22 protein-coding genes are annotated in these 25,107 nt (G+C 75.0%); 10 read left to right on the forward strand and 12 right to left on the reverse strand.

Annotated elements, in window-relative coordinates; genetic code table 11:
• Positions 1 to 44 precede the first annotated feature (44 nt).
• Positions 45 to 461 (reverse strand): MerR family transcriptional regulator, encoded by a 417-nt coding sequence (locus tag ACN26Y_RS22890; RefSeq protein ID WP_155332251.1) that lies wholly within the window; start codon positions 459 to 461, stop codon positions 45 to 47.
• A 73-nt stretch (positions 462 to 534) separates the two neighbouring features.
• Here ACN26Y_RS22890 and ACN26Y_RS22895 point away from each other — a divergent pair, with 73 nt between their 5' ends.
• Positions 535 to 1,587, forward strand: coding sequence for an aldo/keto reductase (locus ACN26Y_RS22895; protein ID WP_155334255.1), 1,053 nt, complete (start codon positions 535 to 537; stop codon positions 1,585 to 1,587).
• Positions 1,588 to 1,630: 43 nt separating this feature from the next.
• On the opposite strand, the gene ACN26Y_RS22900 is transcribed toward ACN26Y_RS22895, so the two are convergent.
• Entirely contained in the window at positions 1,631 to 2,773 is a 1,143-nt protein-coding gene (locus ACN26Y_RS22900) for an acyl-CoA dehydrogenase family protein (RefSeq protein ID WP_155332252.1), read from the reverse strand.
• 101 nt (positions 2,774 to 2,874) lie between these two features.
• On the opposite strand from ACN26Y_RS22900, the gene ACN26Y_RS22905 reads away from it, so the two are divergent.
• Positions 2,875 to 3,984 carry an RNA-guided endonuclease InsQ/TnpB family protein gene (locus ACN26Y_RS22905; protein ID WP_155332253.1) on the forward strand — a complete coding sequence of 370 codons (1,110 nt, stop codon included), beginning with the start codon at positions 2,875 to 2,877 and terminating at the stop codon, positions 3,982 to 3,984.
• Between the two features lie 119 nt (positions 3,985 to 4,103).
• Here the strand turns inward: ACN26Y_RS22905 and ACN26Y_RS22910 are convergent, their stop codons facing one another.
• Both ACN26Y_RS22910 and ACN26Y_RS22915 read right to left on the reverse strand, forming a co-directional pair.
• On the reverse strand, positions 4,104 to 5,219 hold the full coding sequence (locus ACN26Y_RS22910) for a M24 family metallopeptidase (protein ID WP_155332254.1): 1,116 nt from the start codon (positions 5,217 to 5,219) through the stop codon (positions 4,104 to 4,106).
• A gap of 60 nt (positions 5,220 to 5,279) precedes the next feature.
• Positions 5,280 to 5,663, reverse strand: a complete 384-nt coding sequence (locus ACN26Y_RS22915; protein WP_155332255.1) for a VOC family protein — start codon at positions 5,661 to 5,663, stop codon at positions 5,280 to 5,282.
• A 151-nt stretch (positions 5,664 to 5,814) separates the two neighbouring features.
• Between ACN26Y_RS22915 and ACN26Y_RS22920 the strand changes: the two genes are divergently transcribed.
• Positions 5,815 to 6,030 (forward strand): hypothetical protein, encoded by a 216-nt coding sequence (locus tag ACN26Y_RS22920; protein ID WP_155332256.1) that lies wholly within the window; start codon positions 5,815 to 5,817, stop codon positions 6,028 to 6,030.
• A 58-nt stretch (positions 6,031 to 6,088) separates the two neighbouring features.
• Positions 6,089 to 7,006: a 5'-3' exonuclease gene (locus tag ACN26Y_RS22925; RefSeq protein ID WP_155332257.1), complete on the forward strand. Its 918-nt coding sequence runs from the start codon at positions 6,089 to 6,091 to the stop codon at positions 7,004 to 7,006.
• A 90-nt stretch (positions 7,007 to 7,096) separates the two neighbouring features.
• Here ACN26Y_RS22925 and ACN26Y_RS22930 read toward each other — a convergent pair whose 3' ends face one another.
• Entirely contained in the window at positions 7,097 to 7,987 is an 891-nt protein-coding gene (locus ACN26Y_RS22930; protein ID WP_155332258.1) for an MHYT domain-containing protein, read from the reverse strand.
• 167 nt (positions 7,988 to 8,154) lie between these two features.
• Positions 8,155 to 10,947, reverse strand: a complete 2,793-nt coding sequence (locus ACN26Y_RS22935) for a DEAD/DEAH box helicase (RefSeq protein WP_155332259.1) — start codon at positions 10,945 to 10,947, stop codon at positions 8,155 to 8,157.
• A gap of 88 nt (positions 10,948 to 11,035) precedes the next feature.
• On the opposite strand from ACN26Y_RS22935, the gene ACN26Y_RS22940 reads away from it, so the two are divergent.
• Positions 11,036 to 11,797, forward strand: coding sequence for an HAD family hydrolase (locus ACN26Y_RS22940; RefSeq protein WP_196255669.1), 762 nt, complete (start codon positions 11,036 to 11,038; stop codon positions 11,795 to 11,797).
• Positions 11,798 to 11,909: 112 nt separating this feature from the next.
• On the opposite strand, the gene ACN26Y_RS22945 is transcribed toward ACN26Y_RS22940, so the two are convergent.
• A complete protein-coding gene (locus ACN26Y_RS22945) occupies positions 11,910 to 12,764 on the reverse strand; it encodes a LysR substrate-binding domain-containing protein (RefSeq protein WP_422733499.1) in 855 nt (284 codons plus the stop codon).
• Positions 12,765 to 12,833: 69 nt separating this feature from the next.
• On the opposite strand from ACN26Y_RS22945, the gene ACN26Y_RS22950 reads away from it, so the two are divergent.
• Positions 12,834 to 13,748, forward strand: coding sequence for an EamA family transporter (locus tag ACN26Y_RS22950; RefSeq protein ID WP_155332262.1), 915 nt, complete (start codon positions 12,834 to 12,836; stop codon positions 13,746 to 13,748).
• Here the strand turns inward: ACN26Y_RS22950 and ACN26Y_RS22955 are convergent.
• Entirely contained in the window at positions 13,711 to 14,643 is a 933-nt protein-coding gene (locus ACN26Y_RS22955) for a diacylglycerol kinase (RefSeq protein WP_370463366.1), read from the reverse strand. The genes ACN26Y_RS22950 and ACN26Y_RS22955 overlap by 38 nt on opposite strands.
• 274 nt (positions 14,644 to 14,917) lie before the next feature.
• Here ACN26Y_RS22955 and lanKC point away from each other — a divergent pair, with 274 nt between their 5' ends.
• The 4 genes from lanKC (at position 14,918) to ACN26Y_RS22975 (ending at position 21,237) form a co-directional block, all read left to right on the forward strand.
• On the forward strand, positions 14,918 to 17,488 hold the full coding sequence (gene lanKC / locus ACN26Y_RS22960) for a class III lanthionine synthetase LanKC (RefSeq protein ID WP_422733500.1): 2,571 nt from the start codon (positions 14,918 to 14,920) through the stop codon (positions 17,486 to 17,488).
• Positions 17,489 to 17,526: 38 nt separating this feature from the next.
• Positions 17,527 to 17,646 carry a SapB/AmfS family lanthipeptide gene (locus ACN26Y_RS22965; protein ID WP_013734295.1) on the forward strand — a complete coding sequence of 40 codons (120 nt, stop codon included), beginning with the start codon at positions 17,527 to 17,529 and terminating at the stop codon, positions 17,644 to 17,646.
• Positions 17,647 to 17,719: 73 nt separating this feature from the next.
• The gene (locus ACN26Y_RS22970) at positions 17,720 to 19,453 is read left to right on the forward strand and encodes an ATP-binding cassette domain-containing protein (protein WP_422733501.1); all 1,734 of its coding nucleotides are present in this window, start codon (positions 17,720 to 17,722) and stop codon (positions 19,451 to 19,453) included.
• Positions 19,450 to 21,237 carry an ATP-binding cassette domain-containing protein gene (locus ACN26Y_RS22975; RefSeq protein WP_422733502.1) on the forward strand — a complete coding sequence of 596 codons (1,788 nt, stop codon included), beginning with the start codon at positions 19,450 to 19,452 and terminating at the stop codon, positions 21,235 to 21,237. The genes ACN26Y_RS22970 and ACN26Y_RS22975 overlap by 4 nt, the downstream gene beginning before the upstream one ends.
• A 15-nt stretch (positions 21,238 to 21,252) precedes the next feature.
• Here the strand turns inward: ACN26Y_RS22975 and ACN26Y_RS22980 are convergent, their stop codons facing one another.
• The 4 genes from ACN26Y_RS22980 to tatC all read right to left on the reverse strand — a co-directional run bounded on the left by ACN26Y_RS22980 (position 21,253) and on the right by tatC (position 25,104).
• A complete protein-coding gene (locus tag ACN26Y_RS22980) occupies positions 21,253 to 21,831 on the reverse strand; it encodes a response regulator transcription factor (protein ID WP_155332267.1) in 579 nt (192 codons plus the stop codon).
• 151 nt (positions 21,832 to 21,982) lie between these two features.
• A complete protein-coding gene (locus tag ACN26Y_RS22985; protein ID WP_230688725.1) occupies positions 21,983 to 22,588 on the reverse strand; it encodes a response regulator transcription factor in 606 nt (201 codons plus the stop codon).
• 194 nt (positions 22,589 to 22,782) lie between these two features.
• Positions 22,783 to 23,928, reverse strand: coding sequence for a hypothetical protein (locus ACN26Y_RS22990; protein ID WP_422733503.1), 1,146 nt, complete (start codon positions 23,926 to 23,928; stop codon positions 22,783 to 22,785).
• 225 nt (positions 23,929 to 24,153) lie between these two features.
• Positions 24,154 to 25,104, reverse strand: coding sequence for a twin-arginine translocase subunit TatC (tatC, locus tag ACN26Y_RS22995; protein ID WP_422733504.1), 951 nt, complete (start codon positions 25,102 to 25,104; stop codon positions 24,154 to 24,156).
• Positions 25,105 to 25,107 lie beyond the last annotated feature (3 nt).

Here is a 25,107-nt window from a genome sequence, read left to right on the forward strand (position 1 = left end):
GACCGGGTCTGCGATCGGGAGCGCCGTTCGCCCGGCCGCCGCCGTCACCCGGCCTCCCGCTCGTCCGCGGTGGTGGCCACCTGCCGGCCCAGGTGGTCCTCGTACACCCCGATCTTGAAGCGGATGAGGTCCAGGCACCGGTCCAACTGGCTCACCTGCGCGCGGACCCGTTCCTGGTGATCCCGCAGCAGCTCCAGCCGCTCCCCTTCGGTGCCGGTCCCCTGCCGCACCAGGTCCGTGTATCGGCGGATCACCGGCAGCGGCATCCCCGACGCGCGCAGGATCGTGCAGACCGTCAGCCACTCCACGTCGTCCTCGCCGTACACCCGTCGACCAAGGGAACTGCGGCGGATCGGGCTGAGGAACAGGCCCTCCCGCTCGTAGAAGCGCAGCGTGTGCTCGCTCAGCCCGGTACGCCGGGCGACCTGGCCGATGCTCAGGCTCGGGGAGGCGGCGGACATGGCGACGAGCATAGAAGCTGCGGCGAGCTTGACCTAGAGCCGACTCCAGCTTCTACCGTCCGCCGTCATGACCATGCGATACCGACCGCTCGGTGGCACCGGCATCAAGGTGAGCGTGCACTGCCTCGGAACGATGATGTTCGGCGCCGTCGGAAACCCCGACCATGCCGACTGTGCCGCGATCATCCACGCCGCCCTCGACCAGGGCGTCAACTTCGTGGACACCGCCGACATGTACTCCGCCGGCGAGTCCGAGGAGATCGTCGGCACCGCGTTGAAGGGCCGGCGCGACGACGTGGTGCTCGCCACCAAGGTGCACTTCCCGATGGGTGAAGGCGTCAACCGGGGTGGCAACTCCCGGCGGTGGATCATGCAGGCCGTCGAGGAGAGCCTGCGGCGTCTGCGGACCGACTGGATCGACCTGTATCAGGTCCATCGACCAGACCCGACGACGGATGTCGAGGAGACGCTGTCCGCGCTCACCGACCTCGTCCGCCAGGGCAAGATCCGCGCCTTCGGCTGCTCGACCTTCCCCGCCGAGGAGATCGTCGAGTCGCACCACGTCGCCGAGCGTCGCGCGCTCCACCGGTTCCGCACCGAGCAACCGCCGTACTCGATCCTGGCCCGGGGCATCGAGGCCGACGTGCTGCCGGTGTGCCAGCGGTACGGCATGGGCGTCCTCGTCTGGAGTCCCCTGGCCTTCGGCTTCCTCACCGGCCGGCACCGCCGGGACCAGGCGGTCGATCTTTCGTCCGGGCGTCCCGCGCTGCGGCCGGCTCAGTTCGACCCGTCGAATCCGCAGAACGCCGCGAAGTTCGACGCGGTGGAGCAACTCGTCGAGCTGGCTGACGACATCGGCTGCACGCTGCCGCAGCTCGCCGTCGCCTTCACCGTCGCCCACCCGGGCGTCACCTCGGCCATCCTCGGGCCGCGAACCCGCCGGCAACTCGACGACCTGCTGGCCGGGGCGTCACTCCGGCTGGACGACGCCGTCCTGGACCGCATCGACGAGATCGTGCCCCCGGGCCTGGACCTGTACCGCCCGAACGCCGCCTTCCCCCGGCCCGCGGTGGCCGATCCCACGCTCCGCCGCCGACCCATGGAGCAGCGGAGCGCCGCCGCCTAGGGCGAACCCGGGGGTCGGCAGGCCGCCGGCCCCCGGGTTTCCGTCAGCCCTTCGCCAGCGCGCGGGAGATCACCAGGCGCTGGATCTGGTTGGTGCCCTCGACGATCTGGAGCACCTTCGCCTCGCGCATGTACCGCTCGACCGGATGGTCGCTGACGTAGCCGGCGCCGCCGAGCACCTGCACCGCGTCGGTGGTCACCCGCATCGCCACGTCCGTGGCGAACAGCTTCGCCTTGGCCGCCTCGATCGAGTACGGCCGGCCGGCGTCGCGCAGCCGCGCCGCGGCCAGCATCAGCGCCCGCGCGGCCGAGATCTGGGTGGCGTGGTCGGCGAGCGTGAAGCCCAGCCCCTGGAAGTCGATGATCGCCCGGCCGAACTGGTGCCGCTCCTTCGCGTACCCGACCGCGTAGTCCAGCGCCGCCTGGGCGAGACCGACCGCGCACGCCGCGATGCCGAGCCGGCCCGAGTCCAGCGCGGACATGGCGATGGTGAAGCCCGCCCCCTCCCCGCCGAGCAGCCGGTCGGCGGGCACCCGCGCGTCGTCGAAGGCGATCTGCGCCACCGGCGAGGCGTGCAGGCCCATCGTCCGCTCCGCCGCCTGCGGGTGGATGCCGGGCGTGGCCCGGTCGGCGAGCAGGCAGGAGATGCCCTTCGGCCCGGGACCGCCGGTGCGGCAGAAGATGTTGTAGAAGTCGGCGACGCGGGCGTGCGTGATCCACGCCTTGGTGCCGGTGACGACGTACGCGTCGCCGTCGCGCACGGCCTTCGTGGTCAGGGCGGCGGCGTCCGACCCGCCCTGCGGCTCCGACAGGCAGTACGCGCCCAGCAGCTCCCCGCCGATCATGTCGGGCAGCAGCTTGCGCTGCTCGTCGGTGCCGAACTGGGCGAGGGGGTAGCAGGACAGGGTGTGCACGCTGACCGCCTCGGCGACCGCGAGCCACCGGCTGGCCAGGATCTCGAGCACCTGGAGGTACACCTCGTACGGCTGGGCGGCGCCGCCGTACTCCTCCGGGTAGGGCAGGCCCAGCAGGCCGGCCCGGCCGAGGGTGCGCAGCACCTCCCGGGGGAACTCGGCGCGCTCCTCGAAGCCGGCGGCCCTGGGGGCGAGTTCCCGGTCGGCGAGTTCGGTGGCGAGGTCCAGCAGGTCGTGGGCCTCGTCGGTGGGGAGGATCCGGTCGACAGTCATCGGGGGCGCGGCGTGGATCCCCTCGCCTTGAGGCGCGGGAGGAAACGCCGCTCCCTCCCTTCAGTGATCGTTCTGTATGGACGATTGTTAGAATGTGAGGTGTGGGTGAGGTGGTGAAGCGGGCATACAAGTACCGCTTCTATCCCTCGCCGGAGCAGGCCGAACAGCTGATCCGGACGTTCGGCTGTGTGCGCTTGGTGTACAACCGGGCGTTGGAGGCGCGCACCCGGGCGTGGACGGTAGACCGGCAGCGCACCACATACGTGCACACGTCGGCGTGGCTGACCGAGTGGAAACGCACCGACGATCTGGCCTTCCTCAACGAGGTCAGCTCCGTTCCGTTGCAACAGGCGTTGCGGCACCTGCAAACCGGGTTCGTGGCGTTCTGGGAGAAGCGGGCGCGGTATCCGCGGTTCAAGTCCAAACGCAAGTCCCGGGCGTCGGCCGAGTACACCCGCTCGGCGTTCCGCTGGCGGGACGGGCACCTCACCCTCGCCAAGATGGCCCTGCCACTGGACATCGTGTGGTCCCGGCCCCTGCCCGAAGGGGCGCAGCCGTCCACAGTCACCGTGTCCCGCGACTCCGCCGGCCGCTGGTTCGTGTCCATCCTGGTCGAGACCACCGTCGAACACCTGCCTGTCACGGATGTCGCGGTCGGGATGGACGCGGGCCTCACCAGCCTGGTAACCCTCTCCACCGGCGAGAAGATCGCCAACCCGCGGCACGAACGCGCCGACCGATGCAAGCTGACCAAGGCGCAGCGGGCGCTGGCCCGCAAGCAGAAGGGCTCCGCGAACCGGGCCAAAGCCCGCCTCAAGGTCGCCCGCATCAACGCCCGTATCGTCGATCGGCGACGGGATCAGCTGCACAAGCTGAGCACTCGACTCGTCCGCGAGAACCAAACGGTCGTGATCGAAGACCTCAGCGTGCGCAACATGATGCGCAACCACAGCCTGGCCCGCGCCATCTCCGACGCGGGATGGTCGCAGTTGCGAAGCATGCTGGAGTACAAAGCTGCCTGGTACGGGCGGACGCTGATCGCCGTCGACCGGTGGCTGCCCTCGTCCAAGACCTGCTCGGCATGCGGACGGATCAACACCACCCTCACCCTCAGCGTCCGCGCCTGGACGTGCGCCGGCTGCAATGCCGTACACGACCGAGATGTGAACGCCGCCAGGAACATCCTCGCCGCCGGGCTGGCGGAGAGGTAAAACGCCTGTGGAGGGACGGTAAGACCCGGCCCGCGTAAGCGGTGAAGGCACGACCCGGTGAAGCAGGAACCCCCACGGGTGACCGAGGGGATCCCCGCCCTTCAGAGCGGTGGACGATGTCAAAGCGCGGTGAGCTCCGTTGGTGTGGTGTTGAGCCGTTGTACGCCGTCCGTCGTGCAGACGACGATGTCCTCGATACGGGCGCCGTGCCGCCCGGCGAGGTAGATCCCGGGTTCGATCGAGAAGGCCATGCCCGGCTCCAGCGCCCGGCTGTTTCCGGTCACCACGTACGGCTCCTCGTGGCCGTCCAGCCCGATGCCGTGGCCGGTGCGGTGCAGGAACGCGTCGCCGTAGCCGGCGCCGGCGATCAGGTCGCGGGCGGCGGCGTCGACCGCCTCGGCGCTGACCCCGGGGCGTACCGCGGCGACGGCGGCACGCTGGGCGGCGTGCAGCACCGCGTAGTAGTCGGTGAACTCCGCCGGGGCGGGCCCGCCGGCGACGTAGGTGCGGGTGCAGTCCGAGCGGTACCCCGACGGCATCGTGCCGCCGATGTCCACCACCACCGGCTCGCCCGCGCCGACCGGCCGGTCCGAGGTGCCGTGGTGCGGGCTCGCGCCGTTCGGGCCCGCGGCGACGATGACGAAGTCGACGGTGACGTGCCCGGCCGCCCGGATCGCCGCGGCGATGTCGGCGGCCACCTCGCTCTCCGTCCGCCCCGGCCGCAGCCACTCCCCCATCCGCTCGTGCACCGCGTCGATCGCGGCGCCGGCCTCGGCGAGGGCCGCCACCTCGGCCGGGGACTTGCGGATGCGCAGCTCGCGGAGCACCTCGGAGGCGAGCCGCTGGCTCGCGCCCGGGAGCGCGGCGCGCAGCGCCAGGACCTGCTCCGCCCACATCCGGTCGGCCAGGCCGACCGCGGCGACCGGCCCGCCGAGGGCGGCCGTGACGAGGGGGTACGGGTCGGTGCCGTCGGCGTGGTCGACGATGTGGACGCCGGTGGCCGGTGCCGGGGACGCCTCGGCGGCGGGGCGTTCCAGGGTGGGCACGATCAGGGTCGGCTCCCCCTCGGCGGGCAGCACCAGCAGGGTCAGCCGCTCACCGGCGTGCGCGTCGTAGCCGGTCAGGTAGCGCAGGTCCGACCCGGGGCTGAGCAGCAGCGCGTCCAGGCCGGCGGCGGCGGTGGCGCGCTGCGCGGCGGCCAGCCGGGCCGGCGGGTACAGCTCGTCGATTCCCACCCGCTCAGCTTAACGCTCGTTCGGCTCAGCCCGGCCGCGGCCGGGCGGGTCGGCGCGGGATCACGACATCAGCCACAGGCAGAACGGATGACCGTCCGGATCCAGGCAGACCCGGACGTCGTCCTGCGGCTGCCACGGCGCGACCGTCGCGCCGCAGGCGACCGCGTGGGCCTGCGCCGCCGCCAGGTCGTCGACCCCGATCTCCAGGTGCGCCATCATCTGCTGCCGGCCCGCCTCGGCCGGCCAGGTCGGCGGCACGTAGCGGCGCTCCCGCTGGAACGAGAGGCCCACCCCGCCGTCGGGGGCGCGGAGGACCACGTCGTCCGCCTCCTCGACGGCGGTCTCCCAACCGAGCAGCCGGGCGTAGAACCGGGCGAGCGCCGCCGGATCGGGCGTGTCCAGGTTGACCGTGGTCAATCGCAGGCGGGGACGCGGCGCACTCACCCGGCCGATTCTGCCCGTCCGCAGCGGGTGCCGCAGCCCCACCGACGGCGGTGGCCGGCCGGCGCGGCGACCTTGGCGCGTTCCGGCACGCCGGTGCCGGGGCGCCGATAGCCTCGGGACAGACCGTGACCGGACGAAGGGAGTGACGACCGTGGCAGGCAGCGACCGCGCCGAGACGCGCCGGCGGCGGCTGCTCTGGTCCGGTGTCCTCGCCCTCGCCGGTCTGGTGCTGCTCGTCATCGGGCTCACCATCGCCGACGGCGTCGCCGCCTGGGTCGAGGTGGTGGTGGCCCTCCTGCTGCTGCTGGCCAGTTACGGGGTGCAGTACGTGGCCCGGCGGGACACCCTCTACCGGGACCGGGGCTGACCCGCCACCGACGCCGGCGTCCGCCCGGACGTCGGTGCGGTGTGCCACGCTGTCGGGCGTGACAGCCCCGATCATGCTCGTCGACTCGCCCAGCCTCTACTTCCGGGCGTACTTCGGCATTCCCGAGTCCGCCGCGACCACCGCCGACGGTCAGCCGGTCAACGCCGTGCGCGGTTTCCTGGACATGCTGGCGTCCCTGATCCGCACCCGGCGGCCAGGCCGGATGGTCTGCGCGATGGACCACGACTGGCGACCCGACTGGCGGGTGGCGCTGCTGCCGTCGTACAAGGCGCACCGGGTCGCGCCGGAGGGCGGCGAGGTGGTGCCCGACACCCTCACCCCGCAGGTGCCGGTGATCCTCGACGTGCTCGACGCCCTGGGCATCACCACCGTCGGCGCCGCCGGGTACGAGGCCGACGACGTGCTCGGCACGTTGTCGGTCACCCAGCCCGGCCCGGTCGAGGTGGTCTCCGGCGACCGGGATCTGTTCCAGCTGGTCGACGACGCCCGGGGTGTCCGGCTGCTCTACGTCGGGCGGGGCGTGGCCAAACTGGAGGACTGCGACGACACCGCCGTGCGCTCCCGTTACGGGGTGCCCGCCGCCCGGTACGCCGACTTCGCCGCCCTGCGCGGCGACCCCAGCGACGGGCTGCCCGGCGTGCCGGGCGTCGGGGAGAAGACCGCCGCCCGCCTCGTCGACCGGTACGGCGACATCGACGGCATCCTCGCCGCCCTGGCCGACCCCGGCTCCGGCTTCGCGCCGGGGCTGCGGACGAAGCTCGCCGCCGCCCGGGACTACCTGGCCGTCGCCCCGAAGGTGGTCCGGGTGGCCCTCGACGTGCCGCTGCCCGACCTGCCCACCGACCTGCCGTCCGCGCCGGCCGATCCGCAGCGACTGCTCGAGCTCGCCGAGCGGTGGAATCTGGCCGGTTCCGCCCGCCGGCTGGTCGACGCCCTCGCCACCCGCACCGGCTGACCGGGCCGGGCCCCCGGGTCGCCGGTCGCGCCGGGCCGCCGATGTGCCGGTGCGCCGGCCTGTCGACGGGCCGGCGCGTCGACCAGGCGGTCAGCGCGGGCCGCGGTCCCGGCGGGACGGGAACGGGGTGCCCGGCCGGGCCAGCGTGGAGCGCGCCCGTAGGCCCACCGGGTCGGGCGTCACCGTCGACTCCGCTCCGACCGGCTCCGCCCGCGGCGCCCGGCGGGCGTCCAGGTACGCGGTCGCCGCCCGGTCCTCGTCGGTCGGGGCGGCGAGCAGCGCGTACACCAGGCCGACCACCACGAGGACCACGGCCAGGACGATCGGCACCAGCAGCGTCCCCACCTCCGCGCCGGCGACCTCGCGCTGGGTGTCGTGCAGGTGCACGGAGAGGGCGCTCATCCCGGTGAAGTGCATGCCGTTCACGGCGGCGCCCATGACCAGCGCGGAGGCGATGAGCGCCAGGGTGCGACGCACCGTCACGGCCAGCCACAGCGCGACGGTCGCCGCGACGACAGCGATGACGACCGAGGCCACGACACGCGGCTGGTCGTAGCCGAGCCGGCCGTTGAGCCGCATCGCCGCCATGCCGGTGTAGTGCATCGCCGCGACACCCGCGCCGGTGAACAGGCCGCCGGCGAGGATCCGTGGCGCGGACGCCCGCCCGGTGCCGGCGATGGCCAGGCCGATGCCGACGGCCACCACGGCGAAGGCGGCGCTCGCCGCGGTGATCGGCACGTCGTACCGGATCCGGGTGCCCTCGACCGCGAAGCCGAGCATGGCCATGAAATGCATCGTCCAGATCGCCGTGCCGCCGAGGGCGAAGGCGGAGAGCGTGCCCCACCAGGCCCGCTGGCCCACGGTGGCCGCCGTCCGGATCCGACCGGCGCAGACGAGGCCGAGGAACGAGCCCAGCACGGACAGCGCGTAACTCAGGGCGGGTGTGATCCACCCGTACTCGAAGTGGTTGATCTCCGCCACGCCCGTCGCCCCCCAGACCGGATACCGGCGCGTAACTTAGCGCCTCCGGCCATGATCGGGGACCGTCCCCACCAGCCGCAACATCGATGACGGGACACTTCGCGCGGTGCCGCCGCAGTGACGCAGCGATGCGTCGATTGCCAGCAGGCAACCACGGGGCGTGACGGTCAGGCCCTGGCGTGGTAGGCCAGCACACCCCGGTTGACGGCGGCGATGGCCTGCCGGGCGGTGGACCGTACCTCCGCCGACGCGCCACCGGAGTCGGCGAGCTGGCCGAGCAGGTCCACCACCTGCCGGGCCCAGCGGACGAAGTCGCCGGCCGGCATCTCGCCGTCGATCTCGTGCCCGCTGGCGAGCACCTTCGCCAGGGCCTCGCCCCGCGCCCACCGGTAGATCGGCCAGGCGAAGCCCAGGTCGGGTTCCCGCGTCACGGCCAGGCCCCGGGCCGCCTCGTCGGCCTCGATCTCGCTCCACAGCTTGAGCGTCGCGTCGACCGCCTCGGCCACCGCGCCCCGGGGCAACGACGCCCGCTCGTCGACGTCGCGGCGGGCCTCGAAGACCACCACCGACACCGCAGCCGCCAGCTCGGCCGGACTGAGCCCGTCCCAGACGCCCCGGCGCAGGCACTCGGCCACCAGCAGGTCGGCCTCCGTCCAGATCCGGCCCAGCATCCGGCCCGCGTCGGTGACCGTCCCGTCGGGGGCGAGGTACCCGCGGGCGGTGAGCAGCGCGACGATCCGGTCGAACGTGCGGGCGAGTGAACCGGTCCGACCGGCCACCCGCTGCCGAAGCTCCTCGGTGTCCTTCTCGAGCCGCCGGCGGCGCTCCGCCCAGCGGGCGTGCTCCTCCCGGTCGGGACAGGCGTGGCAGGGGTGCCGCCGCAGCTCGGCGCGGAGCTGGGTGAGGCGGTCGTCGTCCCCCGTGGCCTGCCGGGACCGGCCGCCCCGGCGGCCGGCGTGCCGATCCAGGCCGGTGCCGCTGACCTCGGCGGCCAGGTCCCGCCGCGCGGCCGGCGAGCGGTGGTTGAAGTGCTTCGGGACGCGGATGCGGGCCAGCACCTCGGCCGGGGTGGTGAAGTCGCCCGGGCTGACCCGGCCGGCCCACCGGTCCTGGGTGAGCACCAGCGGGCGCGGCTCGCCGAAGCCGCCGGTCGCCGGGTCCAGCACCACCGCGAGGCCGGCCCGCCGGCCCGACGGCACCCGGATCACGTCGCCGACCCGCAGCCGCTCCAGCGACGCGACCGCCGCCGCCTTGCGCTGGGTCTGCCCCTGCCGCGCGAGGGCGCGCTCCCGGTCGGCGATCGCCACGCGCAACGCGAAGTACTCGTCGAAGTCGCCGTGGTGGCAGGCCGCCTCCGCGCCGTACGCCTCGATGGTCTCGGTGTTGCGCTGCACCTGCCGCGCCAGGCCGACCACCGACCGGTCCGCCTGGAACTGGGCGAAGCTCGACTCGAGCAGCGCCCGCGCCGGCTCCGCGCCGACCGTCCCGACCAGGTTGACCGCCATGTTGTACGACGGCCGGAAGCTGGACCGCAGCGGGTACGTGCGGGTCGACGCCAGACCGGCCACGTGCCGGGGGTCGGTCTCCGGGGACCACACCACGACGGCGTGCCCCTCCACGTCGATACCGCGACGGCCGGCACGGCCGGTGAGCTGCGTGTACTCCCCCGGCGTGAGGTCGACGTGCGCCTCGCCGTTGTACTTCACCAGCCGCTCCAGGACCACGCACCGGGCCGGCATGTTGATGCCCAGCGCGAGTGTCTCGGTGGCGAACACCGCCTTCACCAGGCCACGGACGAACAGCTCCTCGACGACCTCCTTGAACGCGGGCAGCATGCCGGCGTGGTGCGCCGCGAGGCCCCGCTCCAGCCCGTCGAGCCACTCCCAGTAGCCGAGCACCGACAGGTCCTCGCCGGGGATCGCGGTGACCCGGCTCTCGACCACCCGCCGGATCTCCGCCCGCTCCTCCGGGTTGGTGAGCCGCAGCCCGGCGGCGAGGCACTGCTGCACGGCGGCGTCACAGCCGGCCCGGCTGAAGATGAACAGGATGGCCGGGAGCAGGCCCTCCCGGTCGAGGCGGTCGACGATGTCCGGGCGCAGCGGCCCCCGCCAGCGCGGCCCGCGGCGACCCCCGCCCGGCCCGGCACTGCGCCCCTCGCCGAGCTCGAGCCGGCGCACCGTGTCCCGGGTGTAGCGCAGCAGTTCCGGGTGCACGTCGTGCTTGCGGGCGGCGTCGGCGTCGTGGAACAGGTCGAACATCCGCTTGCCGACCAGCATGTGCTGCCACAGCGGCACCGGCCGGTGCTCGCTGACCACGACCGCCGTCTCACCGCGTACGGTCACCAGCCAGTCGGCGAACTCCTCGGCGTTGGACACCGTCGCCGACAGCGAGACCAGGGTGACCGAGGCGGGCAGGTGGATGATCACCTCTTCCCACACGCCGCCACGGAACCGGTCGGCGAGGTAGTGCACCTCGTCCATCACCACGTACGCCAGGCCCTCGAGGGTGGTCGAGCCGGCGTAGAGCATGTTGCGCAGGACCTCGGTGGTCATCACCACCACGGGCGCGTCGCCGTTGATGGCGTTGTCGCCGGTGAGCAGCCCGACCTGCTCGGCGCCGTAGCGGTCGACCAGGTCGTGGTACTTCTGGTTCGACAGGGCCTTGATCGGCGTGGTGTAGAAGCACTTCCGCTGGGCGGGACCCTCGGCGCCCCCGCCGGACGCCGCCGGCCCGCCGCGCAGCGCCAGGTGGACGGCGAACTCGCCCACCACGGTCTTGCCGGCGCCGGTGGGCGCGCACACCAGCACGCCGCTGCCGCGCTCCAACGCCTGACACGCCTCCCGTTGGAAGTCGTCGAGGTCGAACCCCAGGTCGAGGGCGAACTCGCCCAGCGCGGGGAACTGGGAGGCCTGCGCGGCCCGGCGGCGCGCCGCGGCGTACCGCTCGGCGGGGCTCGACATGTGACCAAGATTAGTGCGTGCCGTCGCCGGACACCCGACAAGGCCGTCCGGTCCGGGGCCCTCCGGGGCGATGGGTAGGGTGCACGGCGTGCCGGACCGTACCGAACCCGCCCAGACACCCGCCCCGGGCAGCGCCGACGACCGCGCGGCGTCCCGCCGGCCCGTGGACGGGGTGCTCTTCGACTTCCACGGCACCCTCGCCCAGGTGGAGGAGGCCCGCGACTGGGTGACCGCGGCGGCCTCGGCGTGCGGGGTGACGCTGGACCGGGTCCGGGCGACCGCGCTGGCCGACCGGCTGCTCACCGCCGGGCGGGCCGGCGGCCCGCTGCCGGCCCGGGTGCCGCCCGCGCTGGCCGAGCTGTGGGCCGACCGGGACCTGTACCCGCACGCACACCGTGGCGCGTACACCGGTCTCGCGGCGACCGTCGACGCGGGCATCGACGGGCTCGCCGACGCGCTCTACGAGCGGCTGCTGGTGCCCGAGGGCTGGGTGCCGTATCCGGACACCGCACCCACGCTGGCCGCGCTGCGGGCCGCCGGGGTACGGGTGGGCGTGGTCAGCAACATCGGGTTCGACATCCGGCCGCTCTTCGACGCCTGGGACCTCACCGACCTCGTGGACGCGTTCGCCCTGTCGTACGAGGTGGGCCGGTGCAAGCCCGACCCGGGGATCTTCCTGCGGGCGTGCGGGATGCTGGGCGTCGACCCGGAGCGCGCCCTGATGGTCGGCGACACCCCGGCCGACGCCGGCGCGGTGGCCGCCGGCTGTGCGGTGCTGGTGCTCCCGGCCGCCGACGCCGGCCGCCGCAACGGCCTCGGCGCGGTGCTCGACCTGGCCGGCCCCGGCTGAGGCCCGCGCCGGCAGCGGCCGGACCGGAGCCGGGCTGCTGCTCGCGTCGACGTCGGCGGTGCACCGGGCCGCTGGCCCCTGCGGCGGCGTCGCCCGAGGCCCCGGCGGGCGCTCACCCGCCCACGGTCTCCCCGGCGAGCGCCACCAGGTCGGGAACGGCCGGGTGGCCGGGCGGCTCGCGCCAGGCCAGCAGGACGGTCACCTCCGGAGCGTCCGTCAACGGCAGGTAGGCCACCGCCGGGCTGGGGTACATGGCGGCGGTCGCCGAGGTCGTCACCCCCACGGCCCGGCCGGCGCTGATCGCCGCCAGCCAGTCGTCGGTGTTGGCGACCTGGACCACGGCGGTGGGAGCGTGGCCGGCGGGCCACAGGTCCAGCGTGGTGGTGCCGGTCTCGACGTTCACCGCGATCGGCTGGTCCACCAGGTCGGCCAGGGTCAGGCTGGCCCGCCCGGCCAGCGGGCTGTCCGCGGGCACGGTGGCGAGCCGCGGTTCGGAGAGCAGCCGCAGCGCCCGCACACCGGGCAGGTCGACCGGCTGCCGCAGCACGGCGACGTCGACCCTGCCCTGGGCCAGGCCGGCGCTGCGCTCGTCGATGCGCAGCAGCTCCAGCGGTGTCTCCGGGTGCGCGTTCCGCCACCGGCGCAGCAGGGCGACGGTGTGCTCGCCCAGCGCCGACCAGGCGTGCCCGAGCCGGATCGGCCGGCCGCCGACGTGGAGCGGGTCGAGCACGTCGTCGACGCCCGCCACCGCCGCGGCGGCGCGGTCGCGGTACGCCCGGCCCACGGCCGTGAGCTCCAGGTGGTGGGTGGAGCGGTCGACCAGGCGTACGCCGAGGTGGTTTTCGAGCTGGCGCAGCGTGCGGGACAGCGCGGGCTGGGTGACCCGGAGCCGCACCGCCGCGCGGGTGATGCTGCCCTCCTCGGCGATGGCGAGGAAGGCCCGCAGGTGACGCAGCTCCACGGTCATGACCTGGAAGCATAAGCAGACCCGGACCGGCATTTCCGTACGCCGCCGGCGGCTCCTAGCGTCGGAGGTGTGACCGACACGCTGCTCCCCGACCGGCCGACGCCCGGCCACGTCCCCACCCGGCCGCGCGGCGGCCTCGGCCCGGTGGGACTGGTGCTCGGCGGGGCGCTGTCGGTGCAGTTCGGGTCGGCCGTCGCCGCCCTGCTCTTCCCCCGCTCGGGGGTCGCCGGGGCGGTGACGCTGCGGCTGACCGTGGGCGCCGTGCTGCTGCTGGCGGTGTGCCGGCCCCGACTGCGCGGGCACGGCCGGGGCGACTGGGCGGCGGCCGCCGCGTTCGGTGTGGCGCTGGCCGGCATGAACTCGCTGTTCTACCAGGCCATCGAACGCATCCCACTGGGCCCGGCGGTGACCCTGGAGGTGCTCGGCCCGCTGGCGCTGTCGGTGTTCACCGCCCGCCGTGCGGCCAGCTGGGCCTGCGCGCTGCTCGCCCTCGCCGGGGTGGCGCTGCTCGGCCAGGGCGGCTTCGACCGGCTCGACCCGGTCGGCGCCGCTCTCGCGCTCGGCGCGGGCGCCATGTGGGCGGCCTACATCGTGCTCAGCGCCCGGGTCGGGCGCCGCTTCCCGGGCGCCGACGGCCTGGCCCTGGCGCTGACCGTCGCCGCCCTGCTCACCCTGCCGATCGGGGTGGCCGACGCCGGTGCCGCACTGCTGGACCCGGTGGTGCTGGCGCTGGGCGGGACGGTCGCGCTGCTCTCCTCGGTGGTGCCGTACACCATGGAGCTGTTCGCCCTGCGCCGGCTGCCCACCGCGACCTTCGCCGTGCTGATGAGCCTCGGTCCGGCCATCGCCGCGCTGGCCGGCTGGCTGGTGCTGCGGCAGGCGTTGACCGTCGCCGAGGTGCTGGCGATCGGCCTGGTGATCGCGGCCAGTGTCGGCGCGGTCCGGGTCAGCGCAGCAGCCGCACCGCACCCGGCACCGCGGTGATGGTCACCGGAAGGTCGATCGCCCGCTCGCCGTCGGCGTACGTGGTGATGCCCTCCGCGGCCACCTCCACGGTCCGCGCCCGGTAGCTGCGCACCAGCGGGTGCTCGACGTGTGTGCCCTCGTAGATGCGTGGCTTGACCCGCATGAGGGTGCGCCGGTCGAACCGCCCGCCCACCACGACGTCGAGCAGCCCGTCGGTCGGGTCGGCGGCGGGACAGATCCGCATACCGCCGCCGTACGTGGGGCAGTTGCCGACGGCCACCAGGACGGCGTCGGTCTCGTGGGTCTCCCCGTCCAGGCGCAGCGTGTAGCGGCGGGGCCGCAGCCGGGCCAGTTCCAGCAGGATCGCCAGGTCGTAGCGGCGCGGGCCGCGCGGCCAGCGCATCCGGTTGGCCCGCTCGTTGACGATCGCGTCGAAGCCCGCCGCCAGCACCGCCCCGTACCAGCGGTGGGTGCCGTCGGCGGCGGCGATCCGGGCGAGATCGACCGGGTGGGACCGCCTCTCGCGCACCGCCGCCGCGATCAGGTCGGCCGCCGCGAGCGGGTCGGCCGGGAAGCCGGTGTCGACGGCGAAGTCGTTGCCGGTTCCCGCCGGCACCGCACCGAACGGCACGGACGTACCGGCCACCGCCTGCAGGGCCAGGTGGACGGTGCCGTCGCCGCCGACCGCGACCAGGGCCGACGCCCCCTCCCCCACCGCCTCGTGACAGGCCGCCTGCGCCTGCACCGCGCTGCGCGCGTCCAGCACCCGCACCGGCCGCCCGGCGGCCGCGAGCCGCTCCAGCACCTGGGGCAGCAGCCCCCGGTGGCGTCCCCGGCCGGCGGTGGGGTTGGCGAGGACGGCGACGGGCCCGTCGGCGGCGGATGGGTGATCGGCTGCGGTCACGGCGAGCACCGTACCCGCCGGTGCGGGCCCTCCGCGCCGGCCGGCCGGCCGACCGGGCATCGCCGTACGGGGGTCGCCTGCCGGGCCGGCGCCGCTTCCGGGATCGGTGACTGGCGCGTACGTGCCGCTGTCCCACGCGCATCTGACTTTTGTCACGACCGACCGTGCGGCACGCATCCATCGTCATGACCGATCGCACTGGATCCGCCATTCCCCGAACGGACAGACTCATATCCGCCAGCAGAACCGAGGGATCGGCCGAACAGCGGAGGGAGTGGTCACGGTGGACGATCGTTACGACAGCTACTGCGCCGCCGACCGGCTGTTCTACGACACGCTCGGCAGCGCCGTCGAGCAGCCCACCTTCACCGCGGCCCGACGGCCCGTGCCCGACGGCTGGCGTTCGGAGTCGCTGGACGACTGGCTGATCTACGCCCCGGACGGCGGCACGCTGCCACAGCAGGGCTGGAAGATCCACGTGACGGCGACCCTGACCAACGCCGAGCGCGTGCTCGACACCGTGTGGGACTACTGTGTCCCGCGCGGTCTGTCCTTCAAGTTCCTCCGCGGCCCACGCACCCTGCTGCTGCGCAACTCCAAGTACGCCTCCCGCGCGGCCAGCGGCAAGTTCGTCACCGTCTACCCCCGCGACGACGCGGAGCTGGAACTCGTCTGCAAGGAACTCGACGATCTGCTCGCCGGCGAAACCGGCCCGTACATCCTCAGCGACCTGCGCCACGGCACCGGCCCGGTGTACGTGCGCTACGGCGGCTTCGCCGCCCGATACTGCCACTCCCCCGACGGTCAGGTGGTCCCCGCGATCGAGGACGACACCGGCACGCTCGTCCCCGACCGCCGGGACCCCGTCTTCCACGTGCCGTCCTGGGTGACGCTGCCCGAGTTCCTCGGCCCGCACCTGGCCGCGCGCAACGCCACCAGCACCGACGAGGTGCCGTACCGGATCGAGAAGGTCATCCACTTCTCCAACGGTGGCGGGCTCTACGTCGGCCGTGACCTGCGTACCGACACGCAGGTGGTGCTCAAGGAGGCCCGCCCGCACGCCGGCCTGGACGCCGACGGCACCGACGCGGTCGCCCGACTGGCCCGGGAGGCCGACGCGCTGCGCCGGCTCGCCGACCTGCCACAGGTGCCCCGGGTGCACGACGAGTTCACCCTCGGGGAGCACCGGTTCCTCGCCCTGGAGTTCATCGAGGGCCGCCCGCTGAACAAGGTCCTGGTCGACCGGTACCCGCTGATCGACGCCGACGCCACGGACGCCGACCGCGCCGACTACACCCGGTGGGCGCTGGACGTCCACCGGCAGGTCGAGGAGGTGCTCCGGGCCATCCACGAGCGCGGCCTCGTCTACGGCGACCTGCACCTGTTCAACGTCATGGTCCGCCCGGACGACCGGATCGCGCTGGTCGACTTCGAGGTCGCCGCCCCGATCGACGGGCACCGCCGGCCGGGCCTGCGCAACCAGGGCTTCGCCGCACCCCGGGACCGGACCGGACCGGCCGTCGACCGGTACGCCCTGGCCTGCCTGCACCTGGCGTTGTTCCTGCCGCTGACCCAACTCGTCCGCCTGGCGCCCGGCAAGGCAGCGCACCTCGCCGACGTCATCGCCGCGCACTTCCCGGTGCCGAAGGACCGCCTCGACGCCGCGGTCGCGGAGATCCTCGGCGGGCCCACCGCCGCCACCGACGACGCACCGGACCTCACCGTCGGCGTCGAGGCGCCCCATCGGCACCGGCTCGCCCGGGCGGTCCTCGCCAGCGCGACACCGGACCGCGACGACCGACTCTTCCCCGGCGACATCGAGCAGTTCCGCAGCGGCGGCCTCAACCTGGCGCATGGCGCGGCCGGGGTCCTCTACGCGCTGCACGTCAGCGGCGCCGGACGCCGGCCGGACCACGAGCGATGGCTGGTCCGCCGGGCCACGGCTCCCGCGCCCGGTACCCGGTGCGGCTTCTACGACGGGCTGCACGGCGTCGCGTACGCCCTGGAACTGCTCGGCCGCCGGCAGGACGCCCTCGACGTGCTCGACATCTGCCTCCGCGAGCCGCTGACCGGCCTCGACCACAGCCTCGCGAGCGGCCTGTCCGGGATCGCGCTCAACCTCGCCGAACTGGCCGGCCGCACCGGCGAGCCGGCGCTGCGCGACGCGGCCTGGCAGGCCGCCGAGCGGGTCGTCGACCGGCTCGCCGACGATCCCGGGCCGGACGTCAGCGGCGGGCGGCACCCGTACGCCGGGCTGCTGCGCGGCCGGACCGGGCCGGCGCTGCTGATGGTGCGGCTCCACGAGCTGACCGGCGACCCGGCCCTGCTGGACCACGCCGCGACCGCCCTACGCCAGGACCTGCGCCGCTGCGTGGTCCGGCCGGACGGCGCGCTGGAGGTCAACGAGGGCTGGCGAACCATGCCCTACCTCGGGCAGGGCAGCGTCGGCATCGGGCTCGTGCTCGACCAGTTCCTGCGGCACCGCGCCGACGAGCGGTTCGCCGAGGCCAGCGCCGGCGTGCGCCGCGCCGCCCGGTCCCCGTTCTACGCGCAGTCGGGCCTCTTCGCCGGCCGAGCCGGCATCGTCGCCTACCTCGCGGCGTACCCCGACGATCCGCAGCGGCGGCGCGAGACGGACGCCCAGGTGGAGCGGCTCGCGTGGCACGCCCTGCCCTTCCGGGACGGCACCGCGTTCCCCGGCGAGCAGTTGCTGCGCCTGTCCATGGACCTCGGCACCGGCACGGCCGGCGTGCTGCTGGCGCTGGCAACCGCGCGGCGCTACGCACCGGCGGCCCTGCCGTTCCTCACGCCCCTGGCGGGCGTGCCCCAGACCCCCTCGTCACCACGAGGGTGACCGACCCGACCGACCAGCACGGAAGGAGGTGACACGACATGGCGCTCCTCGACCTCCAGGGCCTGGAGATGGCCCCCGCCGACCGCACCGGTGGCGGTAGCCGGGCGAGCCTGCTGCTCTGCGGCGACAGCTCGCTGTCCGTCACGACCTGCAACTGACCAGGTCGACACGCGAGGCCCTGGACGGGTAGACGTACCCGTCCAGGGCCGCACGTACGAAAGGGAGGGTCCGATGGGGACGACGCCGACCGGCGCCGACCGGCTGCTGCGCCGCGTCGTCCGCGACGGCGGCGGGTGGACCGTCGTGCTCGGGGCGGTCGCGCTCACCGGCGCCGCCGCCGAACTGGCGCTCCCCGCGGCGCTGGGGCTCGCCGTCGACGCCGCCGTCGGCGGAGACGGCTCCGCCTGGTGGCCGGCCGTGGCCTGCGGCCTGGTCGCCGTCCTGATGGTCACCGACACCGTCGGGGACCTCGGCACCGGGTACGGCACGGCCCGGGCCACCGCGCTGCTGCGCCGGCGCCTGCTGCGCCACCTGTTCGCCGCCGACGTACGGACCGTCCGCCGGTACCCGGTGGGCGACCTGGTCGGCCGGCTCGTCTCCCAGGCCGCGGACGCCGGGCAGGCCGGCCCCGCGGTGGTGCTGGGCGTGGTCGCGCTCCTGCCCCCGCTCGGCAGCGTGGTGGCGCTCACCCTCATCGAACCGCTGCTCGGTGTCACCCTGCTCGCCGGGCTGGCCCTGCTCACGGTCCTCATGCGCGCCTTCGTCACCGACGCCTCCGCCGCCGTCGCCGGCTACCAGCGGGTGCTGGGGACGATCGCCGGCCGGCTGTTGGAGGCGCTCACCGGCGCCCGCACCATCGCCGCAGCCGCCACCGTCGACCGGGAACGCGCCCGCGTGCTGGCCGCCCTACCCGAACTGAACGGGTACGGCCTGCTCGGCTGGCGGCTGCTGGCCAGGGCGAGCGCCCGCACCGCCGCCGTCGGGCCGCTGCTGCAGGTGGCCGTCGTGGCCACCGGCGGGTACGCGCTCACCGCCGGGTGGCTCACCCCCGGCCAACTGGTCGCCGCGGTGCAGTACGCGGCCCTCGGTGCCGGGCTGGGTGCGGTGCTGGCCACCCTGCACCGGCTGGTCCGCAGCCGGGCGGCGGCCGGCCGGATCGCCGAGCCGCTGGCCCACCCGGTACGCCTCGACGGCCCCGACCCGCTGCCACCCGGCCGCGGGGAACTGCGGCTGCGGGACGTCCGCGTGCGTACCGAGGACGGACGCCCCGTCCTGGACGGCGTGGACCTGACCGTCCCGGCCGGCGCCATGGTGGCCGTCGTCGGGCCGTCCGGCGCCGGCAAGTCGACCCTCGCGGCGGTGGCCGGCAGGCTGTACGACCCGGACGCCGGTGAGGTGCTGCTCGACGGGGTGCCGCTGCGCCGGCTGCGCCGGGCCGCGCTGCGCCGGGCCGTCGGGCACGCCTTCGACCGTCCGGCCCTGGTCGGCGAGACGGTGCACGACGCGATCGGGCTCGCCCTGCCCGGCGCGTCGGCACGACCGCCCGACGGCGGCGCCCCGGCCACGACGGCGGTCCTCGCCGCGGCACGTGCGGCGCAGGTCGCCGACGTGGTCGCCCGGCTGCCCGACGGGTACCGCACCCGGCTGGTGGACGCGCCGCTGTCCGGCGGCGAGGCGCAACGGCTCGGGCTGGCCCGCGCGTACCCCGCCGAACGGCTGCTCGTCCTCGACGACGCGACGTCCAGCCTGGACACCGCCACGGAACACCGGATCGCCCGGGCGGTGGCGGACGGCGGCGGCGACCGAACCCGACTCGTGGTGACCCACCGGGCGCGGACGGCGGCGGCGGCCGACCTGGTCGCCTGGCTCGACGGGGGCCGGCTCCGTGCGCTGGCACCGCACCGGCGGCTGTGGGCCGACCCGGACTACCGGGCGGTGTTCGCACCCGGCGGGAACGCCCGGTGAGCCGCTCCGGCGTGCGGGTGACGACCTGGGCGGCGCTGCGCGCCCGACGCCGGGCGCTGGGCCGGCTCGCCGCCTGGTCGGTGGTGGAGTCGCTGCCGGCGCTGCTCGGCGGGCTGCTCGTGGCCCGCGCCGTCGACCGCGGCTTCCTGGCCGGCCAGTTCGCGACCGGCCTGACCTGGCTGGGCGGGCTCGCCGTGGCGGTGCTGGTCGGCGCGGCCGCCACCGGACGGGTGTACCGCAGCCTCGGCGCGGTCGTGGAACCGTTCCGCGACGAGTTGGCCGCCCGGGTCGTGGACGCCGCCCTGCACGACGCCACGCGGGCCGGCGGCCGGCCGGACAGCGCCGCCGTGGCCCGGCTGACCCACCAGGTGGAGGTCGTCCGGGACACCTTCGGCGGGCTGGTGCTGGTGGTCCGCGGGTTCCTGTTCACCGCCGGCGCCGCCCTGCTCGGCCTGCTCGCCCTGGCGCCGCCGCTGGCCGCGGCGGTGGCCGTGCCGCTGGTGGCCGGGCTGGCCGTGTTCGGGGCGGCGCTGCCGGCGATGGTGGCACACCAGCGGGCCCAGGTGACCGCCGGCGAGGAACTCGGCCGGTCGGCGGCGTCCGCGCTCGCCGGTCACCGCGACGTCGTCGCCTGCGGCGCGCAGGACCGGGTCGTGGCGGGGGTGGACCGGCGGGTGACCGCGCTGGCCGGGGCGGAACGGACGCTGGCCCGGATGGCGGCGCTGCGCAGCCTCAGCCTCGGGTTGGGCGGCTGGTTGCCGGTGGCGGTGCTGGTGCTGGCCGCTCCCTGGCTGGTGTGGCAGGGGCTGAGCACCGGCGCCGTACTGGGCGCGCTGGTCTATGTCACCACCGGCCTGCAACCCGCGCTGCACGCGGTGGTGCAGGGCGTCGGCGGCGGAGGCCTGCGCTACGCGGTCACCCTGGACCGCATCCTGCGCACCTGCCCGCTGCCGCGGTCGGCGCCCGCGCCGCCGGCCGCCGGCGGGACCCCGGCCGGGCCCGACCCGGCGCCGTGCTCCGCCGTCGACGCCGCCGCGCCGCCGGCGATCCGGCTCCGCGGCCTGACCTTCCGGTACGGCCCGCACGCCCGACCCGTCCTGGCGGACTTCAGCCTCACGGTGGCCACCGGCGAGCACCTGGCGGTGGTGGGCCCGAGCGGTGCCGGCAAGTCCACCCTGGCCGCCCTGGTCGCCGGCCTGGTGCCGCCGGAGTCCGGCACGGTGCACCTGGCCGGCGTGCCGGTCGCCGGCACCCCGCCCGGCGCGCTGGCCCGGCTGCGGGTGCTGGTGCCGCAGGAGGCGTACGTCCGCAGCGGCTCCCTGGCCGGGAACCTCCGCTACCTCCACCCGGAGGCGGACCAGGCGACCGTGGCGGCCGCGGTGGACGCCCTCGGGGCCCGTCCCCTGGTCACCCGCCTCGGCGGCCTCGCCGCCCACATCGACCCGGGCGCCCTGTCCGCCGGGGAACGGCAGCTCGTCGCCGCGGTCCGGGCCTACCTCGCCCCGGCGCCGCTGGTGATCCTCGACGAGGCGACGTGCCACCTGGACCCGACGCTGGAGGCGACCGTCGAACACGCCTTCGCCCGTCGGCCCGGCACCCTGGTGGTCGTCGCGCACCGGATCAGCTCGGCGACCCGGGCCCGCCGGGTGCTGGTGTTCGACGGCGACCGGCCGCTCGTGGGCTCCCACGACGACCTGCTGCGGCGCTCGCCCGCCTACCGGGAACTGGTCGGTCACTGGGAGGACGTGGCGCCCGCTGCCGACGTCGCGCTGGGCCGGGTCTGACCCGCCCCAGCGCCGTCAGATCCAGCCGGCCTCGCGGGCCACCCGTACCGCCTCCACCCTGGTCCGCGCGCCCGCCTTGCGGGTGATCCGCCGGAGGTGGTTGCGTACGGTCCCCGGGGCGAGGCCGAGTGCCCGGGCGACCTCCACGACCGGCGCCCCGGCCGCGGTGAGATCCAGGATCTCGGTCTCCCGGATGGTCAGCGGGCTGTCCGCGGTGAGCGCGGCCAGCACCAGGTCGGCGTCGACGACGGACTCCCGCCGGGCCAGCCGCCGGATCCCGTCCACGACCCGCTGCGGGGCGACGTCGCAGCCGAGGATGCCGACGGTCCGCCCCGGCACGAGGACCCGGTGCAGGCTGGCCGCGCGGCGGCGGTCGGCGAGCACCAGCAGGGGGCACTGCCCCACCGTTGCGGCCCCGGTGACGAGGTCGAGGTCGACGACTGCCACATCGGGGCGCTGCGCGTGGACCGCCGGCGAGATGTCGTCGCCCCGGTCCAGCTCCGCCACCACGCTGATGTCCTCCTCGGCGGCGATCACGAGTGACAGCGCACCCCGGACCAGGGCACCGTCGAGCGCGAGCAGCGTTCGGATCACCGGGCCTCCCGAGCATGGTCTGGTCGATCACGGGCCGTCAGCATTCAAACACGTACCGCCGGGTACCGCTCGGTGACGCGGCCCGCACCGTCCCATCCGGACGGTGCGGGCCGCGGTCCGGGCGGTCCCGCCCGGACCGCTGACCGGACCGCTACATCCAGCCGTCGCGCCGGGCCCGCCACACCGCCTCCATGCGGTTCCGGGCGCCGGTCTTCCGCATGATCGCCGACAGGTGGTTGCGCACCGTGCCGTGCGCCAGATAGAGCCGGCGAGCCATCTCCTTCACCGGCAGCCCCTCCGCGGCCACCCGCAGCACCTCCACCTCCCGACGGGTCAGCGGGCTGGACGGTGGATGCAGCGCCGTCACCGCAGCCGCCGCGTCGATGACCTTCCCCCCGGCCGCCAACTCGCGGACGGCACCGACCAGCGCCGGCAACGGGGTGTCCTTGCCCACCAGGCCCCGCGCGCCGGCCGCCAGCAGGTCCCCGACCGAGGCCGGGCTCCACCGGCTGTCCATGGCCAGCACCGCCGTGTCGGGCGCCACCCCGGTGATCTCGGCGACGACCTCGACCGGCGGCGGTACGTCCGGCGCCAGGTCCACGAGCACCACGTCGGGCCGGTGCCGGCGTACCACGCCGGGCAGGTCCGCCACGTCGGTCACCTCGGCGGTGACCTCGATGTCCTCCTCACTGGACAGGGCGGCGCACAGCGCGGTGCGCAGCAGGCCCATCGCCTCCGAAACGACAACGCGGATCAACGCAAGCTCCGATCTCGGGGTTGCGCGGCAACCGGTCGGTCCCGTTGACGGGACCGCTCGGGCAGCCGCGCGGACGAACTGGGTCCCGTCCCGCGACACGCCGACGGTCACGACGGTCACGGGACCTGAGCGACCACGCACCGGGCGGAGCGGCCGGAGGGCCGCAACGACCGCACGGGCGGGTCCGCCGGGACTCAGCCGGGCCGCGCGTCCGTTCCCGCGAGCCGGTCACCGGGCGCCACCGACGGGCGTACGGGCGCGCGAGCGGCTCGCGTCGGGCGCTCCGCGGCGACAGCCGGCGGGGACGCCGGCCCGCCGCCGTCCGTGGTGGTGGCGCAGTCGTCGTCCGGAGCGGTCGGCGCGCCGGGCGGCGGGGCCGCCGGGCGGGGCACCGTCCCGGCGGACGTCTCGCCGGACGGCTCGGGGCACCACGTCCCCCCGTCCGAGGCCGGCGCGGGGGCGAGCGGGGACCCTGCGACCCGCGGCGGACGGTGCGCGGCACCCTCCGGTCCGGTCGTCCCCGCGGCGGGCCGCGCCGGGCCCGGGAGGGCGGGCGGCACCGCACCCGACGCGGCGGCAGGAGTCGGCGCGTCCGGGACGGTGACGCGAGGCGACGAGGGTTCTCCCGGGTGGACGGGACTCGTGGCGAGAACCGGAACGGCGACGCCGACCACCCCGGTGACCCGGGTCAGCACGCCGGCCGTCGTGGACCGGGCCGTGTGCACCAGCGGTCCGACGACGGTCGCTCCCCCGGTGACCGCGGGCTTCAGGACGGCTCGCGCCTTCGTGGTCACCGGCCGAACGACGGCCGACGCCTCCACGGGTACCGCGCCGGCCCCGGACCGGTCCCGCTTCCGCTCGTCCCCGCGGCGCTGGCCGCGCGCGTCGTCCCGGTCCCTGGGCAGGCCCCGCGTCACCCGGGCCGCCCGGGCGGCGAGAAGGTCGGTGGCCGTCGCGGGGTCGGCCCCGGCGACGCCCGCACGCCCGGGCGACCGGCCCCGCCGGCCGGTCGAGGTCAGGACGCGGTCCCGGTCCCCTTCGCCGGCCTCCGTCGGCGGTCTGCCGGTTCCGCGCCGTGCGGGAGGTGGGCCGGGCGGGTCGACCGCGTCCACGGCTCGTTCAAGCAGGGTGGCGACGGCCGGCGTGGGAATGGTGTTCGGGGTGGCGCCGGTCCGGTCCCCGGCGGTGGCCGGGTCGGCGCCGAGCAGCGCGCTCAGGAAGAAGGCCCCGGCGGCGGCACCCAGCAGCACGGCCATCCGGGCGACGGGCAACCCACGCCGCAGCGGTGCGGGTGCGGCCCGCGCGGTGACGGACGGAGGGCGGAACGTCCAACGACGCACGTGGGTGACCTCCCTCGTCGGGCACGTCGACACATCGTAGTGACCTGATAACCCGGTGGCGGCTTGCGAATGCCTCGTGACGGATTGCCGACTGATGGCTGACGGCGGAGCGCTGCTGCGCTATGGACCCAACCGCCACGCGTCGAGGGCACCACGGCCTTCTCCAACGAAAACGACACGAGCCCCGGGCGGGGGCTCGTGTCGTCACCGGTGCCGCCGGCGCGGTCAGGTCATGTCGTCGTAGCGGCGGTCGATCGGTGTCGGCTTCGCGATCGGCTCCGGGGCGGCGATCGGGGCGCTCGCCTCGACCCGCTGCCCCGCCTCGACCGGCGCGGCGTCGAACTCCAACGGCGACACCTCGTCGTCGCCGATGCCGGCGTAGACCTCCTTGCCGCGTCCCTTGCGCCGGTCGTTGAGGAACGCGACGCCGACCGCGGCGAAGTACAGCGCGCACAGGCAGATGGCCAGCGCCGTCATGCCGAACGGGTCCGGGGTGGGAGTCACCACCGCCGCGAAGGCGAAGAAGACGAACACCGCCACCCGCCACCAGCTCAGCAGCCGCTTCGCGCTGGCGATGCCCACGAAGTTGAGCATCAGGACGATGAGCGGGAACTCGAACGCCACCCCGAACAGCAGGATCAGGTTCGTGACGAACGAGACGTACCGGGTGATGTCCAGGGTGGTGTTGATATCGCTGCCGGAGATGTCCAGCAGGAACTCCAGGCCCTTGGCGGTGACGAAGTACGCCAGCACCGCGCCGGCGGCGAACAGCGGCGCCGCCAGCCCGGTGAAGACGTACGCGTACCGCCGCTCGTGCCGGTGCAGACCGGGCGCGATGAACGCCCACAGCTGGTAGAGCCAGATCGGCGCGGCGATGATCAGGCCGACCCAGAGACCGATCTTCAGGTTGAGCAGGAACAGATCGGCCGGGCCGAGCTGGACGAAGTTGCACGCCCCGTTGGTCAGGCGCGCCGCGTCCAGATCGCAGTACGGCTTCTTGAGGATGTTGAGCACCGGGCCGGCGAGCCAGATGCCGAAGCCGAAGCCGACCAGGATCGCCAGCGACGCCCGGAACAGCCGGTTGCGCAGCTCACGGATGTGCTCGATCAGCGTCATCGAGCCGTCCGCGGCCCGCTCGAACTTGCTCGGGCCGCGTTTGCGCAGGGCGAAGGCCACGGT

This window comes from Micromonospora sp. WMMD558 (assembly GCF_049315255.1).
Classification (GTDB): Bacteria; Actinomycetota; Actinomycetes; order Mycobacteriales; family Micromonosporaceae; genus Micromonospora.